At 61.4% G+C, this 24,374-nt stretch carries 22 protein-coding genes and 1 tRNA gene; 13 read left to right on the forward strand and 10 right to left on the reverse strand.

Going from position 1 to position 24,374, the window contains the following annotated elements; all coding sequences use genetic code 11:
* Nucleotides 1–79 precede the first annotated feature (79 nt).
* From ACSSVQ_RS01085 to ACSSVQ_RS01110, 6 genes are all read left to right on the forward strand, one after another.
* Nucleotides 80–1,537, forward strand: a complete 1,458-nt coding sequence (locus ACSSVQ_RS01085) for a dicarboxylate/amino acid:cation symporter (protein WP_454180470.1) — start codon at nucleotides 80–82, stop codon at nucleotides 1,535–1,537.
* A 247-nt stretch (nucleotides 1,538–1,784) separates the two neighbouring features.
* On the forward strand, nucleotides 1,785–2,684 hold the full coding sequence (locus ACSSVQ_RS01090; RefSeq protein WP_454180471.1) for a hypothetical protein: 900 nt from the start codon (nucleotides 1,785–1,787) through the stop codon (nucleotides 2,682–2,684).
* Nucleotides 2,685–2,765: 81 nt separating this feature from the next.
* Nucleotides 2,766–4,589, forward strand: a complete 1,824-nt coding sequence (gene recJ / locus ACSSVQ_RS01095) for a single-stranded-DNA-specific exonuclease RecJ (protein WP_454180472.1) — start codon at nucleotides 2,766–2,768, stop codon at nucleotides 4,587–4,589.
* Between the two features lie 117 nt (nucleotides 4,590–4,706).
* Nucleotides 4,707–4,781, forward strand: a tRNA-Glu gene (locus ACSSVQ_RS01100).
* A gap of 265 nt (nucleotides 4,782–5,046) precedes the next feature.
* Nucleotides 5,047–5,700: a peroxiredoxin gene (locus tag ACSSVQ_RS01105; protein WP_454180473.1), complete on the forward strand. Its 654-nt coding sequence runs from the start codon at nucleotides 5,047–5,049 to the stop codon at nucleotides 5,698–5,700.
* 61 nt (nucleotides 5,701–5,761) lie between these two features.
* A complete protein-coding gene (locus ACSSVQ_RS01110) occupies nucleotides 5,762–6,538 on the forward strand; it encodes a hypothetical protein (protein WP_454180474.1) in 777 nt (258 codons plus the stop codon).
* 99 nt (nucleotides 6,539–6,637) lie between these two features.
* Here ACSSVQ_RS01110 and ACSSVQ_RS01115 read toward each other — a convergent pair whose 3' ends face one another.
* Nucleotides 6,638–7,192, reverse strand: a complete 555-nt coding sequence (locus ACSSVQ_RS01115) for a hypothetical protein (protein ID WP_454180475.1) — start codon at nucleotides 7,190–7,192, stop codon at nucleotides 6,638–6,640.
* Between the two features lie 204 nt (nucleotides 7,193–7,396).
* Here ACSSVQ_RS01115 and ACSSVQ_RS01120 point away from each other — a divergent pair, with 204 nt between their 5' ends.
* From ACSSVQ_RS01120 to ACSSVQ_RS01130, 3 genes are all read left to right on the forward strand, one after another.
* Nucleotides 7,397–8,296 carry an alpha/beta hydrolase gene (locus ACSSVQ_RS01120; protein ID WP_454180476.1) on the forward strand — a complete coding sequence of 300 codons (900 nt, stop codon included), beginning with the start codon at nucleotides 7,397–7,399 and terminating at the stop codon, nucleotides 8,294–8,296.
* A gap of 406 nt (nucleotides 8,297–8,702) precedes the next feature.
* Nucleotides 8,703–9,509: a hypothetical protein gene (locus tag ACSSVQ_RS01125; protein WP_454180477.1), complete on the forward strand. Its 807-nt coding sequence runs from the start codon at nucleotides 8,703–8,705 to the stop codon at nucleotides 9,507–9,509.
* A gap of 107 nt (nucleotides 9,510–9,616) precedes the next feature.
* The gene (locus ACSSVQ_RS01130; protein ID WP_454180478.1) at nucleotides 9,617–10,435 is read left to right on the forward strand and encodes a PAS domain-containing protein; all 819 of its coding nucleotides are present in this window, start codon (nucleotides 9,617–9,619) and stop codon (nucleotides 10,433–10,435) included.
* Between the two features lie 60 nt (nucleotides 10,436–10,495).
* On the opposite strand, the gene ACSSVQ_RS01135 is transcribed toward ACSSVQ_RS01130, so the two are convergent.
* The gene (locus ACSSVQ_RS01135; RefSeq protein ID WP_454180479.1) at nucleotides 10,496–11,218 is read right to left on the reverse strand and encodes a glycosyltransferase family 25 protein; all 723 of its coding nucleotides are present in this window, start codon (nucleotides 11,216–11,218) and stop codon (nucleotides 10,496–10,498) included.
* Between the two features lie 56 nt (nucleotides 11,219–11,274).
* Nucleotides 11,275–11,694, reverse strand: a complete 420-nt coding sequence (locus ACSSVQ_RS01140; protein WP_454180480.1) for a VOC family protein — start codon at nucleotides 11,692–11,694, stop codon at nucleotides 11,275–11,277.
* Between the two features lie 218 nt (nucleotides 11,695–11,912).
* Here ACSSVQ_RS01140 and ACSSVQ_RS01145 point away from each other — a divergent pair, with 218 nt between their 5' ends.
* A complete protein-coding gene (locus ACSSVQ_RS01145; RefSeq protein WP_454180481.1) occupies nucleotides 11,913–12,653 on the forward strand; it encodes an SIR2 family NAD-dependent protein deacylase in 741 nt (246 codons plus the stop codon).
* Nucleotides 12,654–12,683: 30 nt separating this feature from the next.
* On the opposite strand, the gene ACSSVQ_RS01150 is transcribed toward ACSSVQ_RS01145, so the two are convergent.
* Nucleotides 12,684–14,726: a DEAD/DEAH box helicase gene (locus ACSSVQ_RS01150; RefSeq protein WP_454180482.1), complete on the reverse strand. Its 2,043-nt coding sequence runs from the start codon at nucleotides 14,724–14,726 to the stop codon at nucleotides 12,684–12,686.
* A 550-nt stretch (nucleotides 14,727–15,276) separates the two neighbouring features.
* On the opposite strand from ACSSVQ_RS01150, the gene ACSSVQ_RS01155 reads away from it, so the two are divergent.
* Both ACSSVQ_RS01155 and ACSSVQ_RS01160 read left to right on the forward strand, forming a co-directional pair.
* Nucleotides 15,277–15,675: a GFA family protein gene (locus ACSSVQ_RS01155; RefSeq protein ID WP_454180483.1), complete on the forward strand. Its 399-nt coding sequence runs from the start codon at nucleotides 15,277–15,279 to the stop codon at nucleotides 15,673–15,675.
* Between the two features lie 41 nt (nucleotides 15,676–15,716).
* A complete protein-coding gene (locus ACSSVQ_RS01160) occupies nucleotides 15,717–17,081 on the forward strand; it encodes a PIN-like domain-containing protein (RefSeq protein ID WP_454180484.1) in 1,365 nt (454 codons plus the stop codon).
* A 188-nt stretch (nucleotides 17,082–17,269) separates the two neighbouring features.
* Here the strand turns inward: ACSSVQ_RS01160 and ACSSVQ_RS01165 are convergent, their stop codons facing one another.
* A complete protein-coding gene (locus ACSSVQ_RS01165; RefSeq protein ID WP_454180485.1) occupies nucleotides 17,270–17,752 on the reverse strand; it encodes a tetratricopeptide repeat protein in 483 nt (160 codons plus the stop codon).
* Complete coding sequence (locus ACSSVQ_RS01170) at nucleotides 17,742–18,476, reverse strand: SDR family oxidoreductase (protein WP_454180486.1); 735 nt, start codon at nucleotides 18,474–18,476, stop codon at nucleotides 17,742–17,744. The genes ACSSVQ_RS01165 and ACSSVQ_RS01170 overlap by 11 nt, the downstream gene beginning before the upstream one ends.
* 174 nt (nucleotides 18,477–18,650) lie before the next feature.
* Between ACSSVQ_RS01170 and ACSSVQ_RS01175 the strand changes: the two genes are divergently transcribed.
* Nucleotides 18,651–20,345: an alpha-glucosidase family protein gene (locus tag ACSSVQ_RS01175; RefSeq protein WP_454180487.1), complete on the forward strand. Its 1,695-nt coding sequence runs from the start codon at nucleotides 18,651–18,653 to the stop codon at nucleotides 20,343–20,345.
* 191 nt (nucleotides 20,346–20,536) lie between these two features.
* Here ACSSVQ_RS01175 and ACSSVQ_RS01180 read toward each other — a convergent pair whose 3' ends face one another.
* The 4 genes from ACSSVQ_RS01180 to ACSSVQ_RS01195 are packed head-to-tail and all read right to left on the reverse strand — an operon-like array spanning nucleotide 20,537 to nucleotide 24,373.
* Nucleotides 20,537–22,159, reverse strand: coding sequence for an NTP transferase domain-containing protein (locus ACSSVQ_RS01180; protein WP_454180488.1), 1,623 nt, complete (start codon nucleotides 22,157–22,159; stop codon nucleotides 20,537–20,539).
* Entirely contained in the window at nucleotides 22,156–22,836 is a 681-nt protein-coding gene (locus ACSSVQ_RS01185) for an XdhC family protein (RefSeq protein ID WP_454180489.1), read from the reverse strand. The genes ACSSVQ_RS01180 and ACSSVQ_RS01185 overlap by 4 nt, the downstream gene beginning before the upstream one ends.
* Nucleotides 22,833–23,189: an XdhC family protein gene (locus ACSSVQ_RS01190; RefSeq protein WP_454180490.1), complete on the reverse strand. Its 357-nt coding sequence runs from the start codon at nucleotides 23,187–23,189 to the stop codon at nucleotides 22,833–22,835. Before ACSSVQ_RS01190 ends, ACSSVQ_RS01185 begins: the two co-directional genes overlap by 4 nt.
* On the reverse strand, nucleotides 23,186–24,373 hold the full coding sequence (locus ACSSVQ_RS01195; RefSeq protein ID WP_454180491.1) for a vWA domain-containing protein: 1,188 nt from the start codon (nucleotides 24,371–24,373) through the stop codon (nucleotides 23,186–23,188). The genes ACSSVQ_RS01190 and ACSSVQ_RS01195 overlap by 4 nt, the downstream gene beginning before the upstream one ends.
* Between the last annotated feature and the right edge of the window lies 1 nt (nucleotide 24,374).

The raw sequence follows: 24,374 nt of genomic DNA on the forward strand, positions 1-24,374 counted from the left end.
TCCCCCCCTTTGATCTTTCTCAAGGGCCCGGGCAGCATGATCGTCTAGAAGCCGGTAACCGGAATGAAAAGGCGAAACGATGCTCGGAAAGCTCTTCTCCACGCTCGAAAACGTCTCTCCCAAGAGCCTGAAATTCCTGACCGATCCGCTGAACCGGCTGACCCGGGGGCGGCTCTGGCTGCAGGTGCTGATCGGCATGGTGCTGGGGATCGCCACCGGTCTCTTCGTCAATCCCGATTCCGGTTTCGTCTCGCGGCCCGTCGCCACCGCGCTCGGCGAATGGCTCGCGCTGCCCGGTAACCTCTTTCTGGTCTTCATCCAGATGATCGTCGTGCCGCTGATCCTGGCGTCCATCGTCAGGGGGATCGCCGCGGCCACCGATGTCCGCCAGCTCAAAAGCACGGGCCTCGGTCTGGGCTTCTATTTCATCATTTCCACCATCGCCGCCGCCGCGCTCGGTATCGCAATCGGGCTCACGCTGAAGCCCGGCGACTATGTAGACCGCGCCGTGGCGCCGCAGGTGGAATTGCAGGGCCCGGTGGGGGATCTGGTCGCGGCGCAATCGGAGAAGATTGCGAATGCGCAAGATGATGACCCGGCCACCAGGTTGAAGGAACTGCCGGGCAAGATCACCGATGTGCTGCCGACCAACCCGCTCGGCTCCATCGTCCGGGGTGACATGCTCCAGATCGTGATCTTCGCCATCGTGCTCGGGGTGGGGCTTCTGAGCGTACCGGTTGAATCTTCCAAACCGCTTTTCGAGCTGTTGGGGTCGGTGCAGGAAGTCAGCATGGCCATCGTCGCCAATGTCATGCGCTTTGCGCCCGTCGCCGTTTTCGGCCTGCTGGCGCAGGTGATGATCAAGACCGGACCCGACGTGCTGACGGGGCTTGCCGCCTATGCCGCCGTCGTCGTCTTCGGCATGATCGTGCTGCTGGTCGTCTATCTGCTGACGGCGATGGTGCTGGGCGGGCGCTCGCCCATCTTCATGCTGAAGGCGATCCGCGAGCCCATCTTGCTCGGCTTCTCGACCAATTCATCCGCCGCCACCATGCCCGTCACGGTGAAGACGGCGGAGGAGGTGCTGAAGGTCCGCCCCTCGCTTTCCCAGTTCATCGTGCCGCTCGGCGCGACCATGAATATGGGCGGCACCGCGCTTTATCAGGCGCTCGCCACCATCTTCATGGCGCAGCTCTATCAGATCGACCTGTCCGCGAGCGTCCTGATCGCGCTCATCGCCACCACGGTCGGCGCCTCCATCGGCACGCCCGCCGTGCCCGGCGTCGGCATCGTGGTGCTCGCCTCTGTGCTGTCGAGCGTCGGCGTCCCGCTGACGGGGCTTGCCCTCATCATCGGTCTAGACCGCATCCTGGAGCGCTTCCGCACCAGTCTCAACGTCACGGGCGATCTCGTCGCCTGCGTGGTGATGGACCGCTGGACCAAGTCGGAAACCCCGCGCGCCGAGGAAATGCGCGAGGCCGCGCGCACCGAATATATCCAGGCCGTGAAGAACGAAGACGTGATCGTCAGTTCGTGAGGGAAAACAACGGTGTTATCCGATAGGGCTCAGCACGGGCACCAAATGATGCTGTCACCCCGGGCTTGTCCCGGGGCCCAGGGGCTGCAAATGCGGAGTTGGTCGCCCCTGGATCCCGGCACAAGGCCGGGATGACAAGGTTTTGTTTGGTGGAGAATAACGCCACACATCCATTCGACCCTGCCCCCGTTCTCGCAGTATCCTTGTTCTATGCGGGACTTGAGGACTGTGAGGGAAGAGTTTCCGAATGGATTGGATTATTCAGCTGGGGGAGCTACACGAAATCCTAAAGTCTAGCGCCTTCGCGACGGTTGTTGTTGGGGCGTTTGGCGCCTTCTTTGGTGCTTTGGGCGCGCAGTTTGCGATCGGCAGAAGCCAAAGGAAAAGAGAGCTTGTTGCTGACTTGAATGCAGTGAATTCAGCACTTTCTCTTTGTTTTTTCACATCAAACACATTTCTGGCAGCTAAGAAGCAGCACATAGTTCCAATGTGGAGCGCTTACAGTTCCCTGCAAAACGATTGTAAAAGATTCGTTGAGGTTCGAAGCCACAATACATTTGTTGCGTCTCTGCCGTTCGAATCCTTTGAGTTTCTTGCTGATTTTAAGACCCTTCTATCAGCAAGGGTCCCTCTAGAGGCTTTTGAGGGCTTGGTTTTCGATAAGCTTTCTATTCGAGTGAGAGGACTCGCTGCGGCGTCAGAATTGTTTAGCGCGATCGTGGGCCTTGAGAAGGCTCATCTATCGCGAAACTCTTTGATTGAAGAGTTTCGGGTTCAGGCGCCGATCCCACGTAAACGTCTGGCGGAACTTTATTTTGGTATCAGAGATGAAAATGGTTTTGAAGACGCAAGATACTCCGACTTTATGAGAGCAATTACTTCCTATACTGATGATTGCATATTTTTTTCAAAAATTCTGGGCGGTGAACTCGCTTCGTATGGGGATAGTCTAAGGAAGAATGGGCGAAAGCATTTGTTCTTTTTTCTTCCCAAAGCAGTCCTTTTTGACTGGTCGAAAGTGGAAATGAATCAGTTGATGCCGGATGAGGAGGAGTATGCTGGATGGTTGAACGGATTTGGAAAGAGAGAAACAACCGTTGATAAAGTGAGGCAATATTTTGGGTGTAACAGTGGAGATACCGGGTGAGTTTTTCTTCCATTCGACCCGGACCCCGCTGCCGCGCTATCCTCTCCCCATGTCCGACTCAACCCCTATAACGAGCGCGCGATGAGCCTCGCTGCCCCGTCCGCATCCGACAGATCCTTCCTCGGCGTGGAGCGTTCCGCGACCGGCCGCCAATGGGTGAGCCGTCTCGCCGACGACCGCCTCGCCATGGCGATCGCGCAGCGCGAGGGATTGCCGGAGATCGTGGCGCGCGTGCTGGCGGGCCGCGGCATTCCGCCGGAAGAGGTCGCGGCCTATCTCACCCCCAGCCTCAAATCCCTGATGCCGGACCCGAGTGCGCTGATCGATATGGACAAGGCCGCCGCCCGCGTGGCCGATGCCGTCGCAAATAACGAGAAGGTTGCCGTCTTCGGCGATTACGATGTGGACGGTGCGACCTCGAGTGCGCTGCTGCATCGCTATTTCTCCGCGCTCGGCAAGCCCTTGCGCATCTATATTCCCGACCGGATCGACGAAGGCTACGGCCCTAATGCGCCGGCCATGAAGATACTGGCGGGCGAGGGCGTGAAGGTTCTCGTCACGGTGGATTGCGGCACCATGGCCCACAAGGCGCTCGGCGTCGCCAAGGATGAAGGGCTCGACACGGTCGTGCTCGACCATCATCAGGCTGAGCCCGCGCTGCCGCCGGTCCATGCGCTGGTGAACCCCAACCGGCTCGACGATGAAAGTGGCCTCGGCCAGCTCGCCGCCGTGGGCGTTACTTTCCTGTTCGTCGTGGCGCTCAACCGGGCGCTGCGCCAGAGCGGCTTCTTCGAGACGCGCGACGAACCGAACCTGATGGAATGGCTCGACATCGTCGCCCTCGGCACGGTCTGCGATGTGGTGCCGCTGATCGGCCTCAATCGCGCGCTCGTTTCGCAGGGGCTGCGTATCATGGCGCGCCGCAAGAACATCGGCCTCACCGCGCTCGGCCAGGTCGCGCGGCTGGAAGGCGCGCCCAATCCCTATCATCTCGGCTTCCTGCTCGGCCCGCGCGTCAATGCGGGCGGGCGCGTCGGCAAGGCCGATCTCGGCGCGCGGCTGCTCACCACCGACAATGCCGATGAAGCCCGCGAACTCGCCGAAGCGCTCGACACCTTCAATGCCGAGCGGCAGGCCATCGAGGCCCGCGTGCTGGAAGAAGCGATGGCGCAGGTGGAGGACAGGCTCTCCGCCCAGCGGCGCAACACGCCGCCGCCCCTTATTCTCGCTCACGCCAAAGGCTGGCATCCTGGCGTCATCGGCATCGTGGCAAGCCGCCTCAAGGACAAATATGAGCGCCCGACCTTCGTCGTCGCCATCGACTCGAAAGGCGAGGGCAAGGGCTCGGGCCGCTCCATCAACGGCGTCGATCTCGGCCGCGCCGTCACCGCGGCGCTCGAAGCCGGGCTTCTCGTCAATGGCGGCGGTCACGCCATGGCGGCGGGGATCACGCTCAAGGAAGACAAGCTCGCCGCTTTCGAGGACTTCCTGTCGAAACGGCTGGAAGAGCCCGTCATGGCGGCGTCGGAATCCCGCGCCGTGCGGCTCGACGGGGCGCTTTCGCTTCGTGGGGCGACGCGCGACCTTTACGAGCTTCTCCAGCAGGCCGGGCCCTATGGCGCGGGCAATTCCGAGCCGCGCTTCGCGCTGCCCTCGGTCCGGGTCGTCCGGGCCGATATCGTGGGCAAGAATCACGTCCGCTGCATTCTCAGCGCGGAGGATGGCGGGCGGTTGAAAGCGATTGCCTTCCGCGCGGCGGAATCGCCTCTGGGCGCGTTGCTGATGGACAAGGGAGCAGGGGCGCTCCACCTTGCCGGACGGCTCAAATCCGACGACTGGCAGGGCCGCCGCGACGTTCAGTTCCAGATCGAGGACGCGGTCGCCGCGCGCGATGCCGCGCCTTAAGCGAAATCTCGGAAAAACGAGGTATTTCCGGGCTTTCCGGGGCTTGCAATCCGTCTCATGGAGCCGTATAAGGCGGCCTCGCTTGCAGCAAACACGCTGCACCGCGCGAGCAGGTATGCGCCCTTCGTCTATCGGTTAGGACGCCAGATTTTCATTCTGGAAAGAGGGGTTCGACTCCCCTAGGGCGTACCACTCGGCTTTTCCCCCACATCGCTATCCGTCCCGCGCTGCGACGCATTGCGCCGTCTTGATGCATGTCATTCAGGCCGAGCCGCCGCGGCGTTCTAATTGCCGCATCGCATGGCTCGTTCGTCGGCGCTCTGCCGCTCCGAAGGGGCCTGAGGCAGAAAGCCGCGGCCTTTGCCGCTTCCATTTTCGCAAATTAGAATTATTTTATATTAGATAGGGCTGATGAAACAGCTTGCCTATTCACCCCCTGGCTCCACGGAGATGACAAATGGACCTTCAGGAAATGGCTCCCCCCAGCTTGCCGCGCCTCAACGAACCGGCGCCCGATTTCGACACCAAGACCACGTTCGGCCAGAAGAAGCTTTCCGACTACAAGGGAAGCTGGCTGGTTCTCTTCTCCCACCCGGCGGACTTCACGCCCGTCTGCACCACCGAGTTCATGGCTTTCGCCAAGGCGCAGGATGAGTTCAAGGCGCTTGGCTGCGAGTTGCTTGGTCTTTCCATCGACAGCAACTACGCCCACATCGCCTGGACGCGCACGATCAAGGAGAAGTTCGGCGTCGATATCAACTTCCCGATTATCGAAGACCTCTCCATGCAGGTTGCCAAGGCCTATGGCATGATCCAGCCCGGTGCGAGCGACACCTCCGCCGTGCGTGCGACTTTCCTCATCGATCCCGAAGGCGTATTGCGCGCCATGGTCTATTACCCGATGTCGAATGGCCGCTCGATTGCCGAGTTCCTCCGTCTGCTGACGGCGCTTCAGACCTCCGACAAGCATGGCGTGGCGACGCCGGAAAACTGGCAGCCCGGCGACAAGGTCATCGTCCCGCCGCCCGGCACCGCTGAGGCCGCCGAGGCGCGCATGAGCGAAGGCTATGAATGCACGGACTGGTTCTTCTGCAAGAAAGAACTCGCCTAAGGGCTATGGTGGCGGTCATGATGTGGCCGCCACTTTTTGCGAACAGGGAAGAGGTGACATCATGAATATGGGCAGATTTTTTGCGGCGGCCGTGCTGGCCGTCGTTCTTGGCGGCGCGACGCTGGCGCAGGCCGAGCCGACGGACATCACCGTCCGTGTTCTCAGCAAGGACGCGAAATTCATCGGCACCAGCATGGGCGGTATGCGCGTGACGCTCAGCGATGCCGAAACGGGCGAGGTGCTGGCGCAGGGCCTCACCGAAGGCGGCACCGGCAACACGAAACTTCTGATGCATGACAGCGGTGGCCGCCGCGCGCCGATGGCCGACGATAGCGCAGCGAAATTCGCCGCGACGCTCGATCTCGACACGCCGCGCCTCATCGAGGCGACCGCCTATGGCCCGCTCGGCCATCCGGCCTCCGCCCACAGTGCCAGCGCCACGCAATGGGTCGTGCCGGGCCGCGACCTCACCGGCGGGGACGGCTGGGTGCTGGAACTGCCCGGTTTCGTCGTGGAGCTTCAGTCGCCGCAAACGCCCATCACCGCCTCATCGTCCGACAAATCCATCGCGCTGAAGGCGAAGGTGACCATGATGTGCGGCTGTCCCATCACCCCCGGCGGGCTCTGGGACGCGGACGGCTATGAGGTGACCGGGCTTCTCTACAAGGACGGCAAGAAGGTGGACAGTGCGGCACTCTCCTATGCGGGCGAGACCAGCCTGTTCGCAGGCGACATGGCGACGCCCAAGCCGGGCCGTTACGAACTCGTTGTCTATGCCTATGACCCGGCCAACGGCAACACGGGCGTGGCGAAGACGGCGCTTGTTGTCGGCGAGTGATAGCACGAGAGCGAAAGAAGCGTCGGCTGGATCGCCGTCGGTGGCTGGTTTCGCGGTGCTATCCACTAGTTCATTAGGCGTCGTGGAGAGTGCGGCGACTTATTTGCGGAGCAGAGACCGCCTCCGGTAGATGTGAACGACCCTGCTTGTTTCGGGTGGGAGGACAACGCCATTTTCTTTTGCGATCGAGAGAAACGCTTCAATACCTCGACATGCCGCATCGAGATACAAACGGCCCATTGAGGTTGTTTCAACCCTTAGGGTGCTCATGACGAAGGGCTGGATACTTTCAATCTCCGCCCACGGAACGAGTATTGTCGGGCCAAAAGTTTTTCGTATCTTCAGCCCGATTGCCTCAGGTGCTATCCGCCATCGAATGAACACCGCTGCAATATAAATTCCGGAAAAGCCAAAACCGAAGACAAGCACAGCCCATGCCCAGGCATCATGCCAGTTATAGGCAGATGCATGCCAACCGTCCAAAAGGTAGAAGATGCTTGATCCGATACAAAGTGCGCTTGCAAGAACGGCTATAAACGGCACCCGGACTTCATCATTTGTCCGCTTATCAAGAATGTCGAAAACACAGCAAAAGAGCGTTACAGCAAGGGCGGCGGCAACGCTGACTGCTAGCTCATACGCTGGCTGATTCATACCGTATACCTCCCTTGACGGCTTTTCACGCTCGGTAGACATGTGAGAATGGCAAGTCGAATCTAACCGGAGGTAAACCCTACGTGGCAGTAACTTGGTCTCGCTCCGTCTTTTCCCGACAATCCCTTACGAAATAGGGGTGGCCCTTGGGCTTCCGCATCTCGATAATGCCCGCCACTGCATTTCGAGAGGGGAGAAACGTCCATGAGCATCCAGCGCCCGCTGATCGAGCTCCTGCTTCGCTGGCAGGTGAAGGGGAAATTCAAAAAGAACCCGGACGTTCAGCTTCTGCGGCCGATCATGAAGCAGATGGAACCGCGTGTCTCCAAACTGCCGAAGGACATCACGGCCGAACCGCTTTCGCTGGGCGGTGTGCCGGCGGAGAAGCTCACGGCGCCTGAGCCGCGTCAGGAGGCGGCCTTTCTCTATATCCATGGCGGCGGCTTTGTCGGCGGTTCGCCGCTCACCCATCGCCCGCTCACCCGGCGGCTTGCCAGGGATATCGGCATTCCCGTCTATGCGATCGATTACCGCCTCGCGCCGGAGCATAAATATCCCGCCGGGCTCGACGATTGCGTGGCGGCCTATAAGGGGCTTCTCGATATGGGCATCGCGCCCTCGGCCATTCTGGTCGGCGGTGACAGCGCGGGCGGCAATCTCACCCTGACGCTGGCATTGCGCCTCAAGGCGGAGGGGCTGCCGCAGCCCGCCGGCCTTGTCTGCCTTTCGCCCGCGACGGACATGACCGGCAGCGGCGCGTCGCGGCACGAAAACGCCGAGTCCGACGCGCTGTTCGTGGCCGAGATGATGGACAGCCTGGAGGCGGTCTATTGCCCGGGCGGCGATGAGAAGGATCCGTTCCTCTCGCCGCTGTTCGGCGATCTGGCGGGTCTCGCGCCGACCTTCATCCAGGTTGGCGAGAAGGAGATGCTGCGCGACGACAGCACCCTGATGGCCGATGCGCTGCAAAAGGCGGGCGTGGAGACCACGATCGAGGTCTGGCCCAAGGTCTGGCATGTCTGGCAGCTCAATGCCGACATGCTGCCGGAAGCGCGCGAGGCGATTGCCCATATCGTGGCTTTCGCGCGCCGCAGACTGGGCTAGCGGCGGGCGAGGGCGACACTGCCGGGTTGGGGCCGAGTGGGCCCCGTCCGTCGCCGATTCTTTCCGTCTCGAAAGGGGCCGTCCGCCCGCCGTCACTTCATCGGGGGGGCGGACCGTTCGTGTGATTTCACTGAAATTTTTTTACTGTTCGGCCCGGGGCGGATTAAGCATAGCGCGCCGGATGACGGGGCGCGCATATCCCGCTCCACGCCATTTTTTATTTGAAAATGTGTCCATCATTTTTTGATTTATGCAAATAGACCGGATGTAAATTCTGGTGGAATCTTTATTTCAATTTGCATGCGCCAAATCATGGTTAACAAGTTCCGGATCATTTTAATCAATCGGTAAGTGGCTGCGGCAATCTTTGCGTCCGGGTCCTGATAATCGGGAAAACGGACGATGGATGACTGACGTGTCGGATACGGTTCTTGAGGATCTGCTGGCAACCGCGACGGATGCCACGTTGTTGCTGTCGCTGGATGGCAGGATTGTCGCTTCCAATGAAAATGCGCGGGGGCTGCTCGCGCCGGTGCGCAGCGAATTGACCGGGCTGGGTCTTGCCGAAATTGGCCGGGGCCCTCTTGCCCGTATTTGCCGTCTTGTCGAGGCGGCCATGAAAAGCGACGCGCCGGTGACGGAATGCGATGTCGTTTTCGGCGTGGCGGCCTGCAAGCTCACGGTAAGCCGGGGTGAGGCCCATTGGGTCGTTCGCATTCGCGATGAGACGGAGCCGCTTTCCAATCTCTATCGTATGCGGGACGCGGAGGCCGAAAAGGATGAGATCCGGGCGATGATGCTGACGGCGTTCAACAATATTGCCGTTGCCGTCGTCGCGATGGATCCCGGCGGGAAGCCGATTTATGTGAACCGCTTCGCGCGCCGCTTCGTAGGAGATTTGGTCGAGCGCGCGGAACCGGAGAATTTCTGCCGTGCGGTCGGCCTGTTCGACGAAGGCGGAACGGCGCTGCTGGCGTCAGGCCTTCGGCCGCTGCCCCGGGCGCTGCGCGGCGAAACGGTGCTCAATCAGCGCCTGGTGCTCCGGAACGCGATCACGCAACAATCGCTGCGTGTGGATGCCAATGCCGCGCCGTTCCACGGCCGGGAGGGCCGTATCGCGGGGGCCATCGGCTGGTTCTATGTGGAAGATAAGAGGATCGGTGAGGCCGGGCACGATCCGGCGGATATCGTTCGGCCGATGGCGACCGGCTAGGGAAGAGAATTTGTACCGTTCGTGTACGGTCGTTTTCGTGAAGGCATAAATCGCCGTGCTCGTTCCGGGCGCGGGGTCTGTTGGTGACGTTTAACAGGTTGGTCAAGGTGTCATTCGAAATTCTCAAGGATCTGCTTGCGACGGCGGAGCATGCGACATTGGTGCTGACGTCGGATCAAAAGATCGCTGCATGCAACGAGCGCGCGCGACATCTGATCGCGCCCGAGCTGGAAACGCTGGAAGGCCGTGCGCTGCCGGATATCTGCACCGGCCGCCTTCTCCGCTTCTACAATCTCGTCTCCTCCGCCATGCAGAGCGGGGACGCGGTGACCAATAGCGAACTCGCCATGGGCGATGCGGCCTGCACGATGGATGTGCGGCGTGGCGACGGCTTCTGGGTCGTGCGCATTCGCGACGTGACCGAGCAGCTCGCCAATCTCTACAAGCTGCGCCAGGCGGAAGCTGAAAAGGAAGAGATGTGGCAGCTGATGATGACGGCGCTCAACGGTATTTCCGTCGGCATCGTGGTCGCCGATGCGCAGGGCGGGATAATCTACGTCAACCGTTTTGCCCGGAAATTCATCGGCGATCTGATGGAGCGGTCCCGGCTCGAAGACCGCGCGAGCAATATGGGGCTTTACGAGGCGGATGGCATCACGCTTCGCGCGCCGCACCGGCAGGGCATCCAGCGTGCCTTGAAGGGCGAGACCGTTATGGGCGAGCGGCTGGTGCTCCGCAACGAGCTGACGGAGCGCGCGCTGAACCTTCATTCCAACGCGGCGCCGTTTTACGACCGTGAAGGCAATATCGCCGGCGCGGTCGGGTGGATCTATCTGCTGGACAAGCTGGACGAAAATGCCGAACCGGTGCGACCCGAGGAGAGCGCGGAAATCATCGACCTGATGTTCCGCAAAAATCGTGAGTGACCCCGCCGCTTCGCGCGATGCGCGACGGTGCGGAGGGCGTCGGTCCGAGGCCTCCCGTTGTCAGGAGAATTCGACGGTTTCGTAGGCGGACTTCCAGCGTCGGGACCGGAGCCATTGCCAAAGATCGCCAAAGGGGCGACGTATTTCCCTTGAGAGCTTCTTGAGGCCTTTGGGTTTGACGCGCTTGATGTTGAACCTGTTCAAAAGCTGATCGGGCACGACAAGCCCGGCATCCTGCCGGCAAGGAGCCGGTATCACCTGATAGGCGTAACATCCATAGACATGGGGCTCCCGGTAAAGGAGCCAATCCGTCGGACGGTCGAGGTTTTTCGAAACATCCAGCATACGCTCCGCCCCGCCGCGGCTGATGATATAGGCTGCGGTTCCCCAATGAGCGGAGCGAATAAGTTTGAGCTCTCGATCTCTCACCTTTATCACCGGGTGCTTCTGAAGCAGCGTCGGCATCGAGAAGGTTTCGAGTTTGATCGAGTCGAATTTCGATGGCAGCCAATCGGTGTTTTGAACCAGGTCGAAGAACCGGGGGAGGATTTCGATGTCATCCTCGAGTATGCAGGCGTAGGGGTCGCCGCTGTCGATCAGCCTCTGCCAGAGGACGCGGTGGCTCATGACGCAAGCGGCCTCGTTCCTGGTGAGGAGGCCCTCATAGTCGAGTGTCTTGCCGTCGATGGCCGGAAAGCGTTCGAAGGGAATCCCCTTCAGACGTTCCGTCATAACCTCCAGCCGGTCCGACGCACGATCGAGATTGATGAGATAGATTTTCACAAGGTTCCCCCTTGGGGGGGCTTATAAAATCACCCCGCTCACCATACAAGCGCGACCTACCAGTGACCGGTGTTTTCCATTGAGGCCCAGGGCTCCTGCGGCGGTAGCGGCGTGCCTTCCTGCAGCAATTCGATGGAGACATTGTCCGGCGACCGGACGAACGCCATGCGGCCGTCGCGGGGCGGGCGGTTGATGGTGACGCCCGCATCCTGCAGCTTCTGACAGGTCTCGTAGATGTTCTCGACCTGATAGGCGAGATGGCCGAAGTTGCGGCCTTCGTCCAGCTCTTCGGGGTCCCAGTTCCAGGTGAGTTCGACCTGCGCGTCCTTCTGTCCGGGCGCGGCGAGGAACACCAGCGAGAAGCGGCCTTCTTCGATGTCGAACCGGCCGATATTCTCCAGCCCCAGCTTGTTGACGTAGAAATCGAGCGAGGCGTCGAGGTCGCTGACGCGCACCATGGTGTGCAGGTATTTCACTTTCCGTCTCCCGGGTTACTTCAACTGTCATCCCGGCCCTCCTTGCATGTAAAGGTGGGCCGGGATCCAGGGGCCGAGATACCGTAGCCTGTCGCCCTGGACCCCGGGACGAAGCCCGGGGTGACAGGGAGAGAGCGGCGGGGCGCCCTGCATTGAAATTTCAAACTCAAGCCCGCATGATTCATGCTCAGGCAGGAAAGTCAAAGGAAGCGGGGCTCATGAACGAATTGAAACGGGCCATCGAGGAGGCGCACCGCATCGTCGCCTTTACCGGGGCGGGCATCAGCACGGAATCGGGGATCCCCGATTTCCGCTCGCCGGGCGGCATCTGGACGAAGATGGCGCCGATCTATTTCGACGATTTCATCTCCTCCGACGAGATGCGGCGCGAGGCCTGGCGGCGGAAATTCGCCATGGATGAGAGTTTTGCCAGGGCCATGCCGAACAAGGGCCATATGGCGCTCGCCAAGCTGGTGGACGAGGGCCGCATCAGCCACATCATCACGCAGAATATCGACAATCTGCATCAGGATTCCGGTGTGCCCGACGAAAAGGTGATCGAGCTGCACGGCAATACGACCTACGCCAAATGCCTGGATTGCGGCGCGCGCTACGAGCTTGAGCCGTTGAAGGCGGCCTTCGAGGAGACGGGCGAGGCGCCGCTTTGCACCTCCTGCGGCGGCTATGTGAAGACGGCCACCATTTCATTCGGGCAGGCCATGCCGGAGGCGGAGATGGAGCGCGCGCATGAGGCGACGCTGCTCTGCGATCTCTTCATCGCCATCGGCTCGTCGCTGCAGGTTTATCCGGCAGCGGGCTTTCCCATTCTCGCCAAGCGAAACGGCGCGCGCCTCGTGATCCTCAATCGCGACCCGACCGAGCTCGACGACATCGCCGATCTCGTCCTCCATGACGAGATCGGCCCCACGCTCGGCCCGGTTGCGATGCTGAACATGTGAGCGGGGTCCGGCCGGGCCGGACCCGTCGCCTCACGGCTTGCCGGCCGATTTGCCTTTCGGCTTTCCTTTCGCGCCGGCTTTGCCTGCCGACTTCGCTTTGCTGAAATTCGATTTGCCGAATTTCGCCTTCGCGGCCTTGGACGGGCCGCCGCCGGTCTTGCCCTTGAAGTCGCCCGGTTTGCCACCTGGTTTTCCGAACGATTTACCGCCCGGCTTTTTGCCTCTCGGCTTGTCGGCGGCGGGGGCGTCGCCTTGCGGGTCGGCGGTGTAGCCGGCAAAGGGGTTCGCCTTGGGGGCGACGGCGCCGGAGGGCGGCTTGGGCCGGTCGCGATGTTCGGCCTCGGGCCTGCCCGCATATTTCTTGGTGGATTTCTTCTTCTGCTTCTTCGGCGGCGGCGCATTGCGCGGCGGTTCGTGACGCCGGCCCTCATCGGCAGGGGCGGGCGCATCGGGCGCGTCGTCTTCCAGCCGCGAGACGCGGATGCTCTTTTCAAGCGTCATGTTGTCGCCAAGGCCCGCCAGAAAGGCATCCGCCGCGCCGGTGGAAATTTCTACATGGGTCTCGTCGGCCTGAATGCGGATCGCGCCGATATCGCGCTTGGTCATGTCGCCTGCGCGGCAGATCATCGGCAAGAGCCAGCGCGGTTCGGCATTTTGCTTGCGGCCCACCGAGAGGCGGAACCACACCGCCTCGCCGAAGGGCTGGCGCTCCTTGCGCTCGCGCGGCTCCCTGCGTTCGCCGCCACGCTCGCCCCGGTCGGCGATCGGCTGCACGTCTTCCGGCGCGGATTTGCCTTCGCGCGCCAGCCGCATGAAGCCGGCGGCCAGTGCGTCGGCGCCATGCTTTTCCAGCAGCGCATCCACCTGGGCGCGTTCGTCTTCGCTCACCGGGTCTGCGAGGAGCGGGTGGGCGAGCAGGCGTTCATTGTCGCGCTCGATCACGGCCTGCGCGGAAGGCGGCGGCGTCCACTCGGCCTGAATCTGCGCCATGCGCAGCAGGCGGTCGGCGCGTTTCCTGGCATTCACCGGCACGATGAGCGCGGAAACGCCCTTGCGGCCCGCGCGACCCGTGCGGCCGGAGCGGTGCAACAGCGTTTCGGGATTGGTCGGCAAATCGGCATGGATCACGAGTTCGAGCCCCGGCAGGTCGATGCCGCGGGCGGCGACGTCCGTTGCAACACAGACGCGGGCGCGCCCGTCGCGCATGGCCTGCAGCGCGTGCGTCCGCTCCGTCTGGCTCAGCTCGCCCGACAGCGCCACCACCGAAAAGCCGCGATTGTTGAGCCGCGCCGTCAGATGGTTCACCGCCGCGCGTGTCGCACAGAAAACCAGCGCGTTCCGCGCCTCGTGAAAGCGCAGCACATTGATGATCGCGTGTTCCCGGTCGGCGGGCGAGACCACCATGGCCTGATAATCGATATCGGCATGCTGTTCGCGTTCCGTCGTGGTGGCGATGCGGACCGCATTGTTCTGGTAGTTTTTCGCCAGCGTCGCGATGGCGCGCGGCACGGTGGCAGAGAACATCAGGGTACGGCGCGTTTCCGGTGCGCTGCCGAGAATGAATTCGAGGTCCTCGCGGAAGCCGAGATCGAGCATCTCGTCGGCCTCGTCCAGCACAATTGCGCGCAAGGAAGACATGTCGAGCGAATGGCGTTCGATATGGTCGCGCAGGCGCCCCGGCGTGCCGACCACGATATGTGCGCCGCGTTCCAGTGCCCGGCGTTCGGTCCGCATGTCCATGCCGCCCACGCAGGAGGCGATGGCGGCGCCGGTCGGCTCGTAAAGCCAGTCGAGTTCGCGCTTCACCTGAAGCGCCAGTTCGCGCGTCGGCGCAATGGCGAGCGCCAGCGGCGCGCCCGCGCGGGGGAAGTAGTGCTCGCCGGCCAGCAGGGTGGGCGCCAGCGTCAGGCCGAAGGCCACGGTCTTGCCGGAGCCGGTCTGGGCGGAGACGAGCGCATCGGCATCGGCCATTTCGGGCGCCAGCACGGCCTGCTGCACGGGGGTGAGCGTTTCATAGCCGCGCTTTTCCAAAGCGGCGGCGAGCGGGGGATAAATCCCCTCGAATTTGGTCATATCGGGTCTTTCGGAACGGGGCGCCCGTCCTACGCAGCGCGGGCCTCAGGAGGGCGAGGGGCGCGTATCGGGCCAAGGCGCCGTTCCTAAAGGGAATAGGGCGATTTGTACAGGGGGGAGGGGGAGGCCCTTTCACACTTCAATAGCCGTCATGCCCCGCTTCAGGCGGGGCATGACGAGTGTGTGAAGCGCAACTGGAGCCACCTTCACCCTCAGCGCCGCCCCGGCCCCGCACTCTCCCTCAGCGTCACCCCGGCGCCTGTCCCGGCGAAAGCCGGGAACACCGGGGCCCACTCGCATCGATCGTACCCCGAAGCCGCCAATGGGTCCCGGCAACGAGTGCCGGGACGACACTGGATGCTCTGACTTCTTCGGAAAACCCAAAGAGGGCCGTCATCCCGGCCTTGTGCCGGGACCCAGGGGCAACAGACTCGGCGTTTGCGGCCCCTGGACCCCGGGACGAACCGGGGGGACAGATTGCTTGGGCTGGACCCGGCAACCCGGCCCCGCCATCATGCTCACACATGAATCGGATGAAGAGGGTGAGACCATGAGCGAGCCTTACACGGGCGGCTGTCTCTGCGGCGCGGTGCGTTACGAGGCAAGGGGCGAACCGGTCAACCAGCGCATCTGCCATTGTCGCTTATGCCAGCAGGCTATCGGCGCGGCCTTCAATGCGCGGCTTCTGTTCCGGCTGGAGGATGTGATGCTCACCGGCCCCGTCGGCCGCAAGGCCTCGTCCGACCAGATCACGCGTGGCTTCTGCACGACCTGCGGCACGACGATCTATTCGATGCGGGAGAGCGCAAGCGCCATCGGCCTCACCTCAGGTTCGCTCGACGACCCGGCGCGCTTCGAACCCGAAATGCATATCTGGACCTCCTCCCGCCAACCCTGGGTGAAACTGGCGGACGGCTTGCCTGTGTTTGAGGAGGGGGTGGTGGGATGATAGAATTTACTGATTCAGAGAGAAAAATTCGGAAATAAAATATGAAAAATAGATTTCCACAATACTTTAGCTTGAAGCCAGAAGAATTTGATGAGATCTGGAAAGACGCTCTCATTGTTCCAGATACGAATATTTTGTTGCACCTATTACGTTACGGCGAAGCTACCAGAAACCAAGTGATTAGCACGTTGGAGGCGTTTCGGCCTCGTGTTTGGATTCCTCACAGAGTAGGAAAAGAGTTTTTAAGGCGGTGGCGGGATGTCGATTCCGAAAATCGTAAGGCATACGAAAAACTAAAAAATGGGGTTGAGGCTAAGGGACGGGAACTTCGTGGATTGTTTGATCAATTCAGCAGGCATCAGGTTATAAATTCAGAAGAAGAGAAAAAAAATATCGATTACTTTATCAAAGGGCTTTGTGAATCTTTGGAGGCATCTGAGAAATCTCATCCAAGTATTTCAGATTCAGAGAAGATCGTCGAAAAAATTTCAGAAATAATTGGGGATATGGTTGGAGAAGAGCCAAACGAAGAGGTTCTTGCTAAGCGGATAGAGGAGGGGGCCAAGCGGTATGACGAAAAAATTCCGCCCGGGTACATGGATGCCCAAAAGGAAGGGATTGAGAAGTATGGCGATTATTTTGTCTGGAAGGAAATTCTTGAAAAAGCAAAATCAGAAGAATCTGATGTTATTTTTCTGAGCGATGATAGAAAAGAAGATTGGGTTTATAAGATATCTGGAAAAGATGTTGGACCACGCACTGAGCTAGTTGAAGAGTTTTATAAATACACTGGGAAAAGATTCCATAGTTACTCTTTAGTTGGTTTTTTAGAGCATTCAAAGCGATACATAAATTTTGAAGTTAGCGATCAGACGCTCGCTGAAATTGAAGAGAGGCACAACGCTTTTTTGGATCGCGAATTGGAAGATTTCACTCGTAGGTCTAGAGAAGTGGAGTTTCGCAGAGCGTCAGATGCTTTAAGAGATCTTGTGGATGATATGCCGAAAGATGCTTTTAAATCATACGGAGGTCACTTTGTTGACGAGTATGCTTTCGAGGCTAGGCCTAAAAATCGTATTGCTAAGAAGCGTGTTCAATTTGAAGCTTTACGAGAAGAGATCGGCGATTTGTTACCTAAAATAAAGAAAACAATTCAAATATTGCGTAACTCTAATATTGATAATAAGGAAGAAAATGTGAAATTATTCTATAGTTTGTATAGTAATTTTCACTGGCTTGAGCAACATTTTTACACCTTAAAAAAGAAGTTCCATGAATTGTTTTATGATTCTCCAGGTTACGTTGAAGATGAGGGTGAATATTTTGAATTGTTGAGTAATATGTTGGAGATTGCAGAAGCCCATCTTTCTGATTTGCGAACTTTAATTAATGAGTCAAGGCCATGAGGGGTTTGAATTTGCTGATTTCGGAAGCAGGAGCTTTTTACCGCGCATTCGCCCAGCCACCGCTGAAGCCGATCACTTGGCCCGTCACGAAGCCGCTTTCCTCGCCTGCGAGGTAGGAGACGAGGGCGGCGGCTTCTTCCGGAGCGCCGAGGCGGTTCGACGAATGTTCACGTGCTTCTCCAGCCCGCCTATTCCGTAACGCCCAATGCTTCCGCCCGGTCTAGCCAGATCGTCGCAAGGCGCATGTTCTTTCGTGTGCCGATGCCATGGAGATAGCAGCGGCCCACCTCGTAATGTGCCTGCGCATCGCCCCAAAGCGCCGCGCGCAGTAGGTGCTCGAAGGCCGCCTTCTCGTCCTTTTCGCAGCCCGCGCCGCGCTCAAGACTGACGGCGAGGTCGAAATGCGCTTCGGGAATATCTGCCGCGGCGGCGCGCTCCAGATAGGGCAGCGCTTTCTTCCGGTTCTTGCGGACATGCACGCCGTGAATATACCAGCTGGCGATGGCGTAATCTGCGCGGGCGTCTCCCTCAGCGGAGGCCTGTTCAAGAAGGGCGAAGGCCTTCGCCGTATCGGCATTCGTCTTCCGCGTTTCTCTCAGCGCAAAATCATAGGCCGAAGGGGCTGCCTTCGGTTTGCGGGTCGCGCGCTTTTTCGGGGTCTCACCGCGCATTCGCCCATCCACCGGAAAACCCGATCACCTGGCCCGTCACGAACCCGCTTTCCTCGCCTGCGAGGTAGGAGACGAGGGCGGCGGCTTCTTCCGGGGCGCCGAGGCGGCCCAGCGGGATGTTCTTCAAAATCTTCGCGGCCTTCGTCTCGTCGGCCATCAGCTCGGGCGGGAAGTAGTCGGGGTTCGACACGAAGTTCGCCGCCACCGCATTCACCGACACGTTGAAGGGCGCGAGTTCCTTGGAGAGCGCCACGGCGAGCGAGTTCGCCGCGCCGCGCGCCGCGCAATACATGGAATAATTGGCGAGCCCGTTCATGGGCGCGGCGGACGACATGATGACGATCCGGCCTTCTTTCCGCGCCTTCATGTGTTTGGCGGCGGCGCGCGTCACCCGGAAGCATTTGAAGACCAGCGCCTCGAAGCCCGCTTCGAGGTCGTCATCCGTGAAGGTGTCGATCGTCGCGCGGATGGCCGGGAAGCTGTCATTGTTCACCAGCACGTCGAGCTTGCCTTCCGCGGCGATGACTTCGGCCACCGCCTTTTCCGGGTCGGTCTCGGAAAGCGTTTTCACGCCGGGGGCCTTCTCCTCGAAGGCTTTGCGGGCGGCGGCGTCGCCGAAGCTCAGATCCGTGCCATAGACCGCGCAGCCATCCGCGATCAGCCGCCTTGCCGCGGGCGCGCCGACGAAATGGGCGATATCGGTGATGAGCACGCTGCGTGCCATGAGGGCCTCCCGTTTTTCCGATTCAGTGTTGAGCCAGTCTCGCGCCGGGAACTGGACCGCGCAAGGCGGTGACTTCTCCTCTTCTTGTCATTGCCGGGCTCGACCCGGCAATCCAGCGCAATATCTGCCGCAGGCGCCGCTCTGGATGCCCGGGTCAAGCCCGGGCATGACAGTATGGAGGAAAGGCAAGCCCACCTTGCCACCTCCCGCGCGCCCATGCACTCTGTCGCCAACGAAAACGAGGGGAGTCGAGGCGAGATGGCGAATGACTGGTGGAAAGGGGCGGTTGTCTATCAGATCTATCCGCGCAGCTTTCTCGATACGAATGGCGACGGCATCGGCGATCTTGCCGGCATCGAGCGCAAGCTCGACCATATCGCCGGGCTCGGCGCGGATGCGGTCTGGCTGTCGCCCATCTACCCGACGCCCAATCGCGATTTCGGCTATGACATTTCCGACTATGTCGGCATCGCGCCGGAAATGGGCACGCTGGACAGCTTCGACCGGCTGCTGGCCGCCACGCATGAGCGGGGGCTGAAGCTCATTCTCGATCAGGTGTTGAGCCATACCTCCGACCAGCACCCGTGGTTTCTCGAAAGCCAGCTCTCGAAGGACAATGCGAAGTCGGACTGGTATGTCTGGGCCGAGGCGAGGGAAGACGGCACGGTGCCGAACAACTGGATGTCCGCATTCGGCGGGCCCGCCTGGTCGTGGCATCCGCTGCGGCGGCAATATTACTTCCACAAATTTTTAAAGCAGCAGCCCAAGCTCAATTTCCACAAGCCGGAAGTGGTGGCCGCCTGCATGGACGTCTTGCGCTTCTGGCTCGACCGGGGTGTGGACGGCTTCCGCCTCGATGTGGCGAATTCCTATGTCCATGATCCTCAGTTGGCGGACAATCCGCCGGTGCCGCGCGAGGAGCGGAGTTTCCTCGACTGGGCCCATGCGCCGCGCCTGCAACAGCATATTCACGACGCGAACACGCCCGAAAATGAGTGGGCGATGCGCGAAGTGCGCAAGGTGATGGACGAGTATGAAGGCCGTTTCGCTTTCGGCGAGTTCTCCGAGCGGCCGGAAATGCTGGGCGCCTATACCGGGCCCAAGCATCTCCACAGCGCCTATACCTTCGCCTTCATCGAGGATTTCACCTTCGCGCCTGCCGTCTTCCGCGATTATTACGAGGGGCTGTTGAAGGATCTGCCGGACCTCACCCCTTGCGTGACCTTTTCCAATCACGATGTCGTCCGCCCCGTTACCCGCTGGGGCGGGGGGCAGGGCGACGATGCGCTCGCCAAGCTCGCGCTCACGCTGCTCGTCAGCCTCAAGGGCACGGTGCTGATGTATCAGGGCGAGGAGCTGGGCCTGCCGGAAGTGGATCTCGACAGACAAGACATTCACGACCCCGTGGGCGATCTCTATTTCCCCTGGGCCAAGGGGCGCGACGGCTGCCGCACGCCGATCCCGTGGGAGGCGAAGAAGGCGCAGGCCGGGTTCAGCTCGGCTGCGCCCTGGCTGCCGATCCCGGATTATCATCGCGCGCGCGCGGTGGATGTGCAGGCGGCAGACGAGGCCTCCGTGCTCGCCCATGCGCGCGCCGTCGTTGCGCTCCGCCATGCGCACCCCGCGCTCGGTCACGGGGATATCTCCTTCCTCGATACGGAGGGGAGCGTGCTCGCCTTTACGAGAGAAGAGGGCGGGGAAAAGATTCTCTGCGTCTTCAATCTCGGCAAGGAGGGCGCGCGCTATCCGCTGCCGGATGACATGTCGGTTGTCGAAGCCGGGGAGATCTTTTCCTTCGCCGGGGCCGCCTTCTCCGATGGCGCGGTCGCGCTGCCGCCGCGCGGGGCCTGGCTCGGCAGGGTGGAGTGAGAGGGGGCGGGGATTAATTCATCCTTCGAGACGGACCTTACGGTTCTCCTCAGGATGAGGCCCCAAAAGACGACCTCATCCTGAGGAGCGGCGAAGCCGCGTCTCGAAGGATGGCGACATGTTCCGGCGCCTCGGGACGAACCTCGCCCAACCTCGACAAGGGCTCGGTTCAATCTCGACCGAACCTCGCTTCAATCTCGCTTTCTGCGCGCCTCCAGCGAGGTCATGAGGTCGATATCCTTCAGCGTCGCATCGTCGGGCATGGGCACTTCGGCGATCTCGTCGGCATGGGCCGCGAAGAGCTGTTTCGCGCCGGTGTCGCCGGTAAGCGATTGAATTTCCTCGAAATATTCCGCGCTCCAGAGCACCGGATTGCCGCGCTTGCCTTCCCATGTGGGCACGCAGATGGCGCGGCCTTCCTCCGGGTCGAAGGCCGCGATCAGCCGGTCGATATGCGCCGCTGTCACGTCCGGCATATCGCCCAGCAGCACCACCGCGCCGTCCACCGCGTCCGGCAGCGCCGCGATTCCGGCCTTGAGCGATGTGCTAAGTCCTTGATCATAATCGAGATTCTGGATCAGGCCGACATTGCGGGGACCCAGCGCGGCCTCCACCTTTTCCCGCTCATGGCCCGTCACCACCACGACTTTCGACACCCTGGCTGTCAAAGCGGCATCCGCCACCCGCGCCACCATCGGGCTTCCATCCACCTCCTCGGTGAGCTTGTTTACCTCGCCCATCCGGGTGGATGTGCCCGCCGCTAGGAGTATCGCCGCGATTTTCGGCGCGGAACTGGTTGATTTCCGCGGTTTTCCGGCGCGCGGCTGCGGCCGGGTCGCGATCTCCTTCAGCAATCCGCCGGCACCCATCAGCATGATGTCCTTGGGCTCCACCGTCAGCCCGGCAAGCGTCCGCGCCAGCACCCAGTCGAAGCCGTTGAGCTTGGGCGAGCGCGCGCAGCCGGGCAGGCCGATCACCGGCGTCTGTCCGTGGGTCGCCAGCAGCAGCAGGTTGCCCGGGTCCACCGGCATCCCGAAATGCTCTATTTCTCCGCCACTTAGCTCGATCCCGGCGGGCACCACGTCGCGCCGGTCCACCGTCGCCGATGCCCCGAAAACGAGGATCGGCGACAGCCCGGCTGTCAAAAGCTCCGTCACCGCCGCGCTCACTTCGCGCTCGTCATGCCCGCAGCGGATCTCGCGCGCGATCTCCGAGCCCATGCCATTGAGCCGCTCGTCCAGCACGGCCCGCGTCTTGTCGAGTACGCTTTCCTTCGTATCCGGCAACCTTGTTGCCACTAATCCGGCCCTATGCGGCTTGAACGGGTGCAGATGGAGCAGGGGACCGGGCTCGCCCCCGCGTTTCAGCGCCAGGTCGAGGCTTCCGCGCGGCGCGGCAAAGGGGATGATCTTCACCGTCGCCACCATCTGATCCGCAGAAACCCTGGAAAAAGGCTCCAGCGTCGCCAGAGTGATCGCCTCATCTACGATGTTGATATGGTCGAGCCGGTGCCGGTCGATCTCGATCACGCCATCCGCATCGGCGAAGAGGTTCGCCCGCCCGGTGAAGGCTTCGCCCGCGCGGATGCCGGGGCCCGCCAGCGCCGCGGCGAGTTCGCGCGCCGCCTCGTCCTCCGGTACGTCTTCGGGGCCGTACCGCGCGACGATAACCTCTTGAAATCCGGCCTCTTTCAGCGCCGTCACATCGTCCGCGCTGAGGATCCGGCCCTTCTTGAAGGTCGCGCCGCCCACTTTCTGCGAGTGGGCCAGCACGGTGCCCTCGGCCTCATCCGGCGCGACCGGGCCGAATGTCATGTCCTCAGCCTTTCGGTCATCTGGGCCATGATGGAGATGGCGATTTCCGCCGGGCTCCGCGCGCCGATGGCCAGCCCCACCGGCCCGTGGATGCGGGCGATCTCGTCCTGGCTGAAGCCCGCCTCCGTCAGCCGGTCCACGCGGGTACCGTGGGTCTTCCGGCTCCCCAGCGCGCCGATATAGAAGCAGGGGCTTTTCAACGCCGCATGGAGCCCCGGATCGTCGAGCTTCGGGTCGTGGGTGAGGGTGACGACGGCGGTACGCGTATCGAGGTCGATCTTCTCCATCGCCTCGTCCGGCCATTCGGTCACGAGTGTCGCGCCGGGAAAGCGCTCCTCGGAAGCGAAGGCCGTGCGGGGGTCGATCACGGTGACATCGTAATTGGCGAGTTCGGCCATTTTCGACAGCGGCTGCGCGATGTGAACGGCGCCGAGGATGACGAGGCGGAGCGGCGGATTGAACGGATTGAGGAACCAGTCTTCGCCGTCAGGGTCTGCTTGGACGCGTCCCTTGTCGGCGCGCAGAACTTCAGAAACTGCTTCAACAAGCCAGTTTTCTGCTTGTGTATCAGTTTGATACACAAGTTTTTCAAATCCATCGCTTAGCCGGGTTGCTAGTACGACAGGGCGCTTTTCGGCGCGGGCGCGGACCAGTTCGCTGAGGATTTCCGCCTTCATGCGGTCCCCTCGACCGGTTCGATCATGATGCGGATGCGCCCGCCGCAGGCGAGCCCGACCTCCCAGGCCTTGGCGTCGGAGACGCCATATTCCACGATTTCCGCAGCCCCGCCATCCAGCTTGTCCAGCGCGCGGGTCACCACATCGCCTTCGATACAGCCGCCGGAAACGGAGCCCGCGAAAGTCGCATCGTCGCGGATCGCAAGCTGGCTCCCCACAGGCCGTGGCGCGGAGCCCCAGGTCTCGATTACCGTGGCAAGCGCCACCTTGTGGCCGTCCTTCAGCCAGGCGGCGGCCTGTTCCAGCACCTTGTCATGGTCCATTTCGCTTATGGTTTCCGGGGGCTCGTTCATGCCGCCTTCTTTCCTGTTTTCATTCGTTCCGGTTCGCCGGAGAGCGCTTCCACCAGCGCCGTCAGCGACTGGATATTGTGGACCGGCCGGAACTCGTCCACATGGGGCAGCAGCGCCCTGATCCCCAGTGATTTCGGTTCGAAGCGGTCATACCGCAAGAGGGGATTTAACCAGATGAGCCGTTTTGTCTGCCGGTGAAGCCGCGTGATTTCGGGTTCCACGCCTTCGCCGGCCTCCCGGTCGAGCCCGTCGGTCACCAGCAGCACGACCGCGCCCTGGCCCAGCACGCGCCGGGCCCAGTCCACATTGAAGCGGTGCAGCGTCTCGCCGATCCGCGTGCCGCCATCCCAGTCGTCCACCGCCTGCGTCACGCGCTCGATGGCCTCGTCGATGTCCCGGTGGCGCAGTTCCCGCGTCACATTGGTCAGCCTTGTGCCGAAGAGGAAGACATGCACCCGGTCCCGCGCATTGGTCAGTGCGTGGAGGAAATGCAGGAAAACCCGGGCATAAACTGACATGGAGCCGGAAATATCGCAGAGCACGACCAATGGCGGCCGTTTCGTGCGGAAGTCGCGCCGCTTCAGCGGAATGATGCCGCTGCTGCGCAAGCTCGCCCGCATGGTGGCGCGCATATCCACAAGGTGACCGTGTACCGCCGCGCGGGTTCGCCGCGTCCGGCTTTCGTCGAGCGGCAGGCGCAGCCTCGCGATGGCAGCGCGCGCTTCGGCCAGTTCGGCCGCCGACATCTGCTCGAAATCCTTCGTCCGCAGCACGTCCTGCGCGGAAAAGGTCTCGCTCGCGTCGATGTCGATATCGGGCTCCTCGGTCGCCTCCACATCGTTCTGGCCGAAAAGCGCTTCGGCGAGGCGGCGGCTCGTTTCCTCCCGGGTCTCGTCGCGCGCCTCGATTTCCGGCAGCATCATCGACATCATGCGGTCGATGAGCTTTGGATCGCGCCAGAAGACGTGGAAGGCCTGATCGAAAAGCTCGTGATGCTCGTGCCGTTTCACCAGCGTCGCATGGAGCGTCCAGTAGAAATCCTCGCGCCGTGTCAGCCCCGCGGCCTGTACCGCCTCGATTGCCTCGATCACCTGCCTTGGTCCGGCGGGCATGCCTGCGCGCCGCAGCACGCGGGCAAAATGCACGATGTTTTCGGCAAGCCGTCCCTGTTGAGGCTCTGCCATG

The organism is Parvibaculum sp. MBR-TMA-1.3b-4.2 (genome assembly GCF_053628815.1).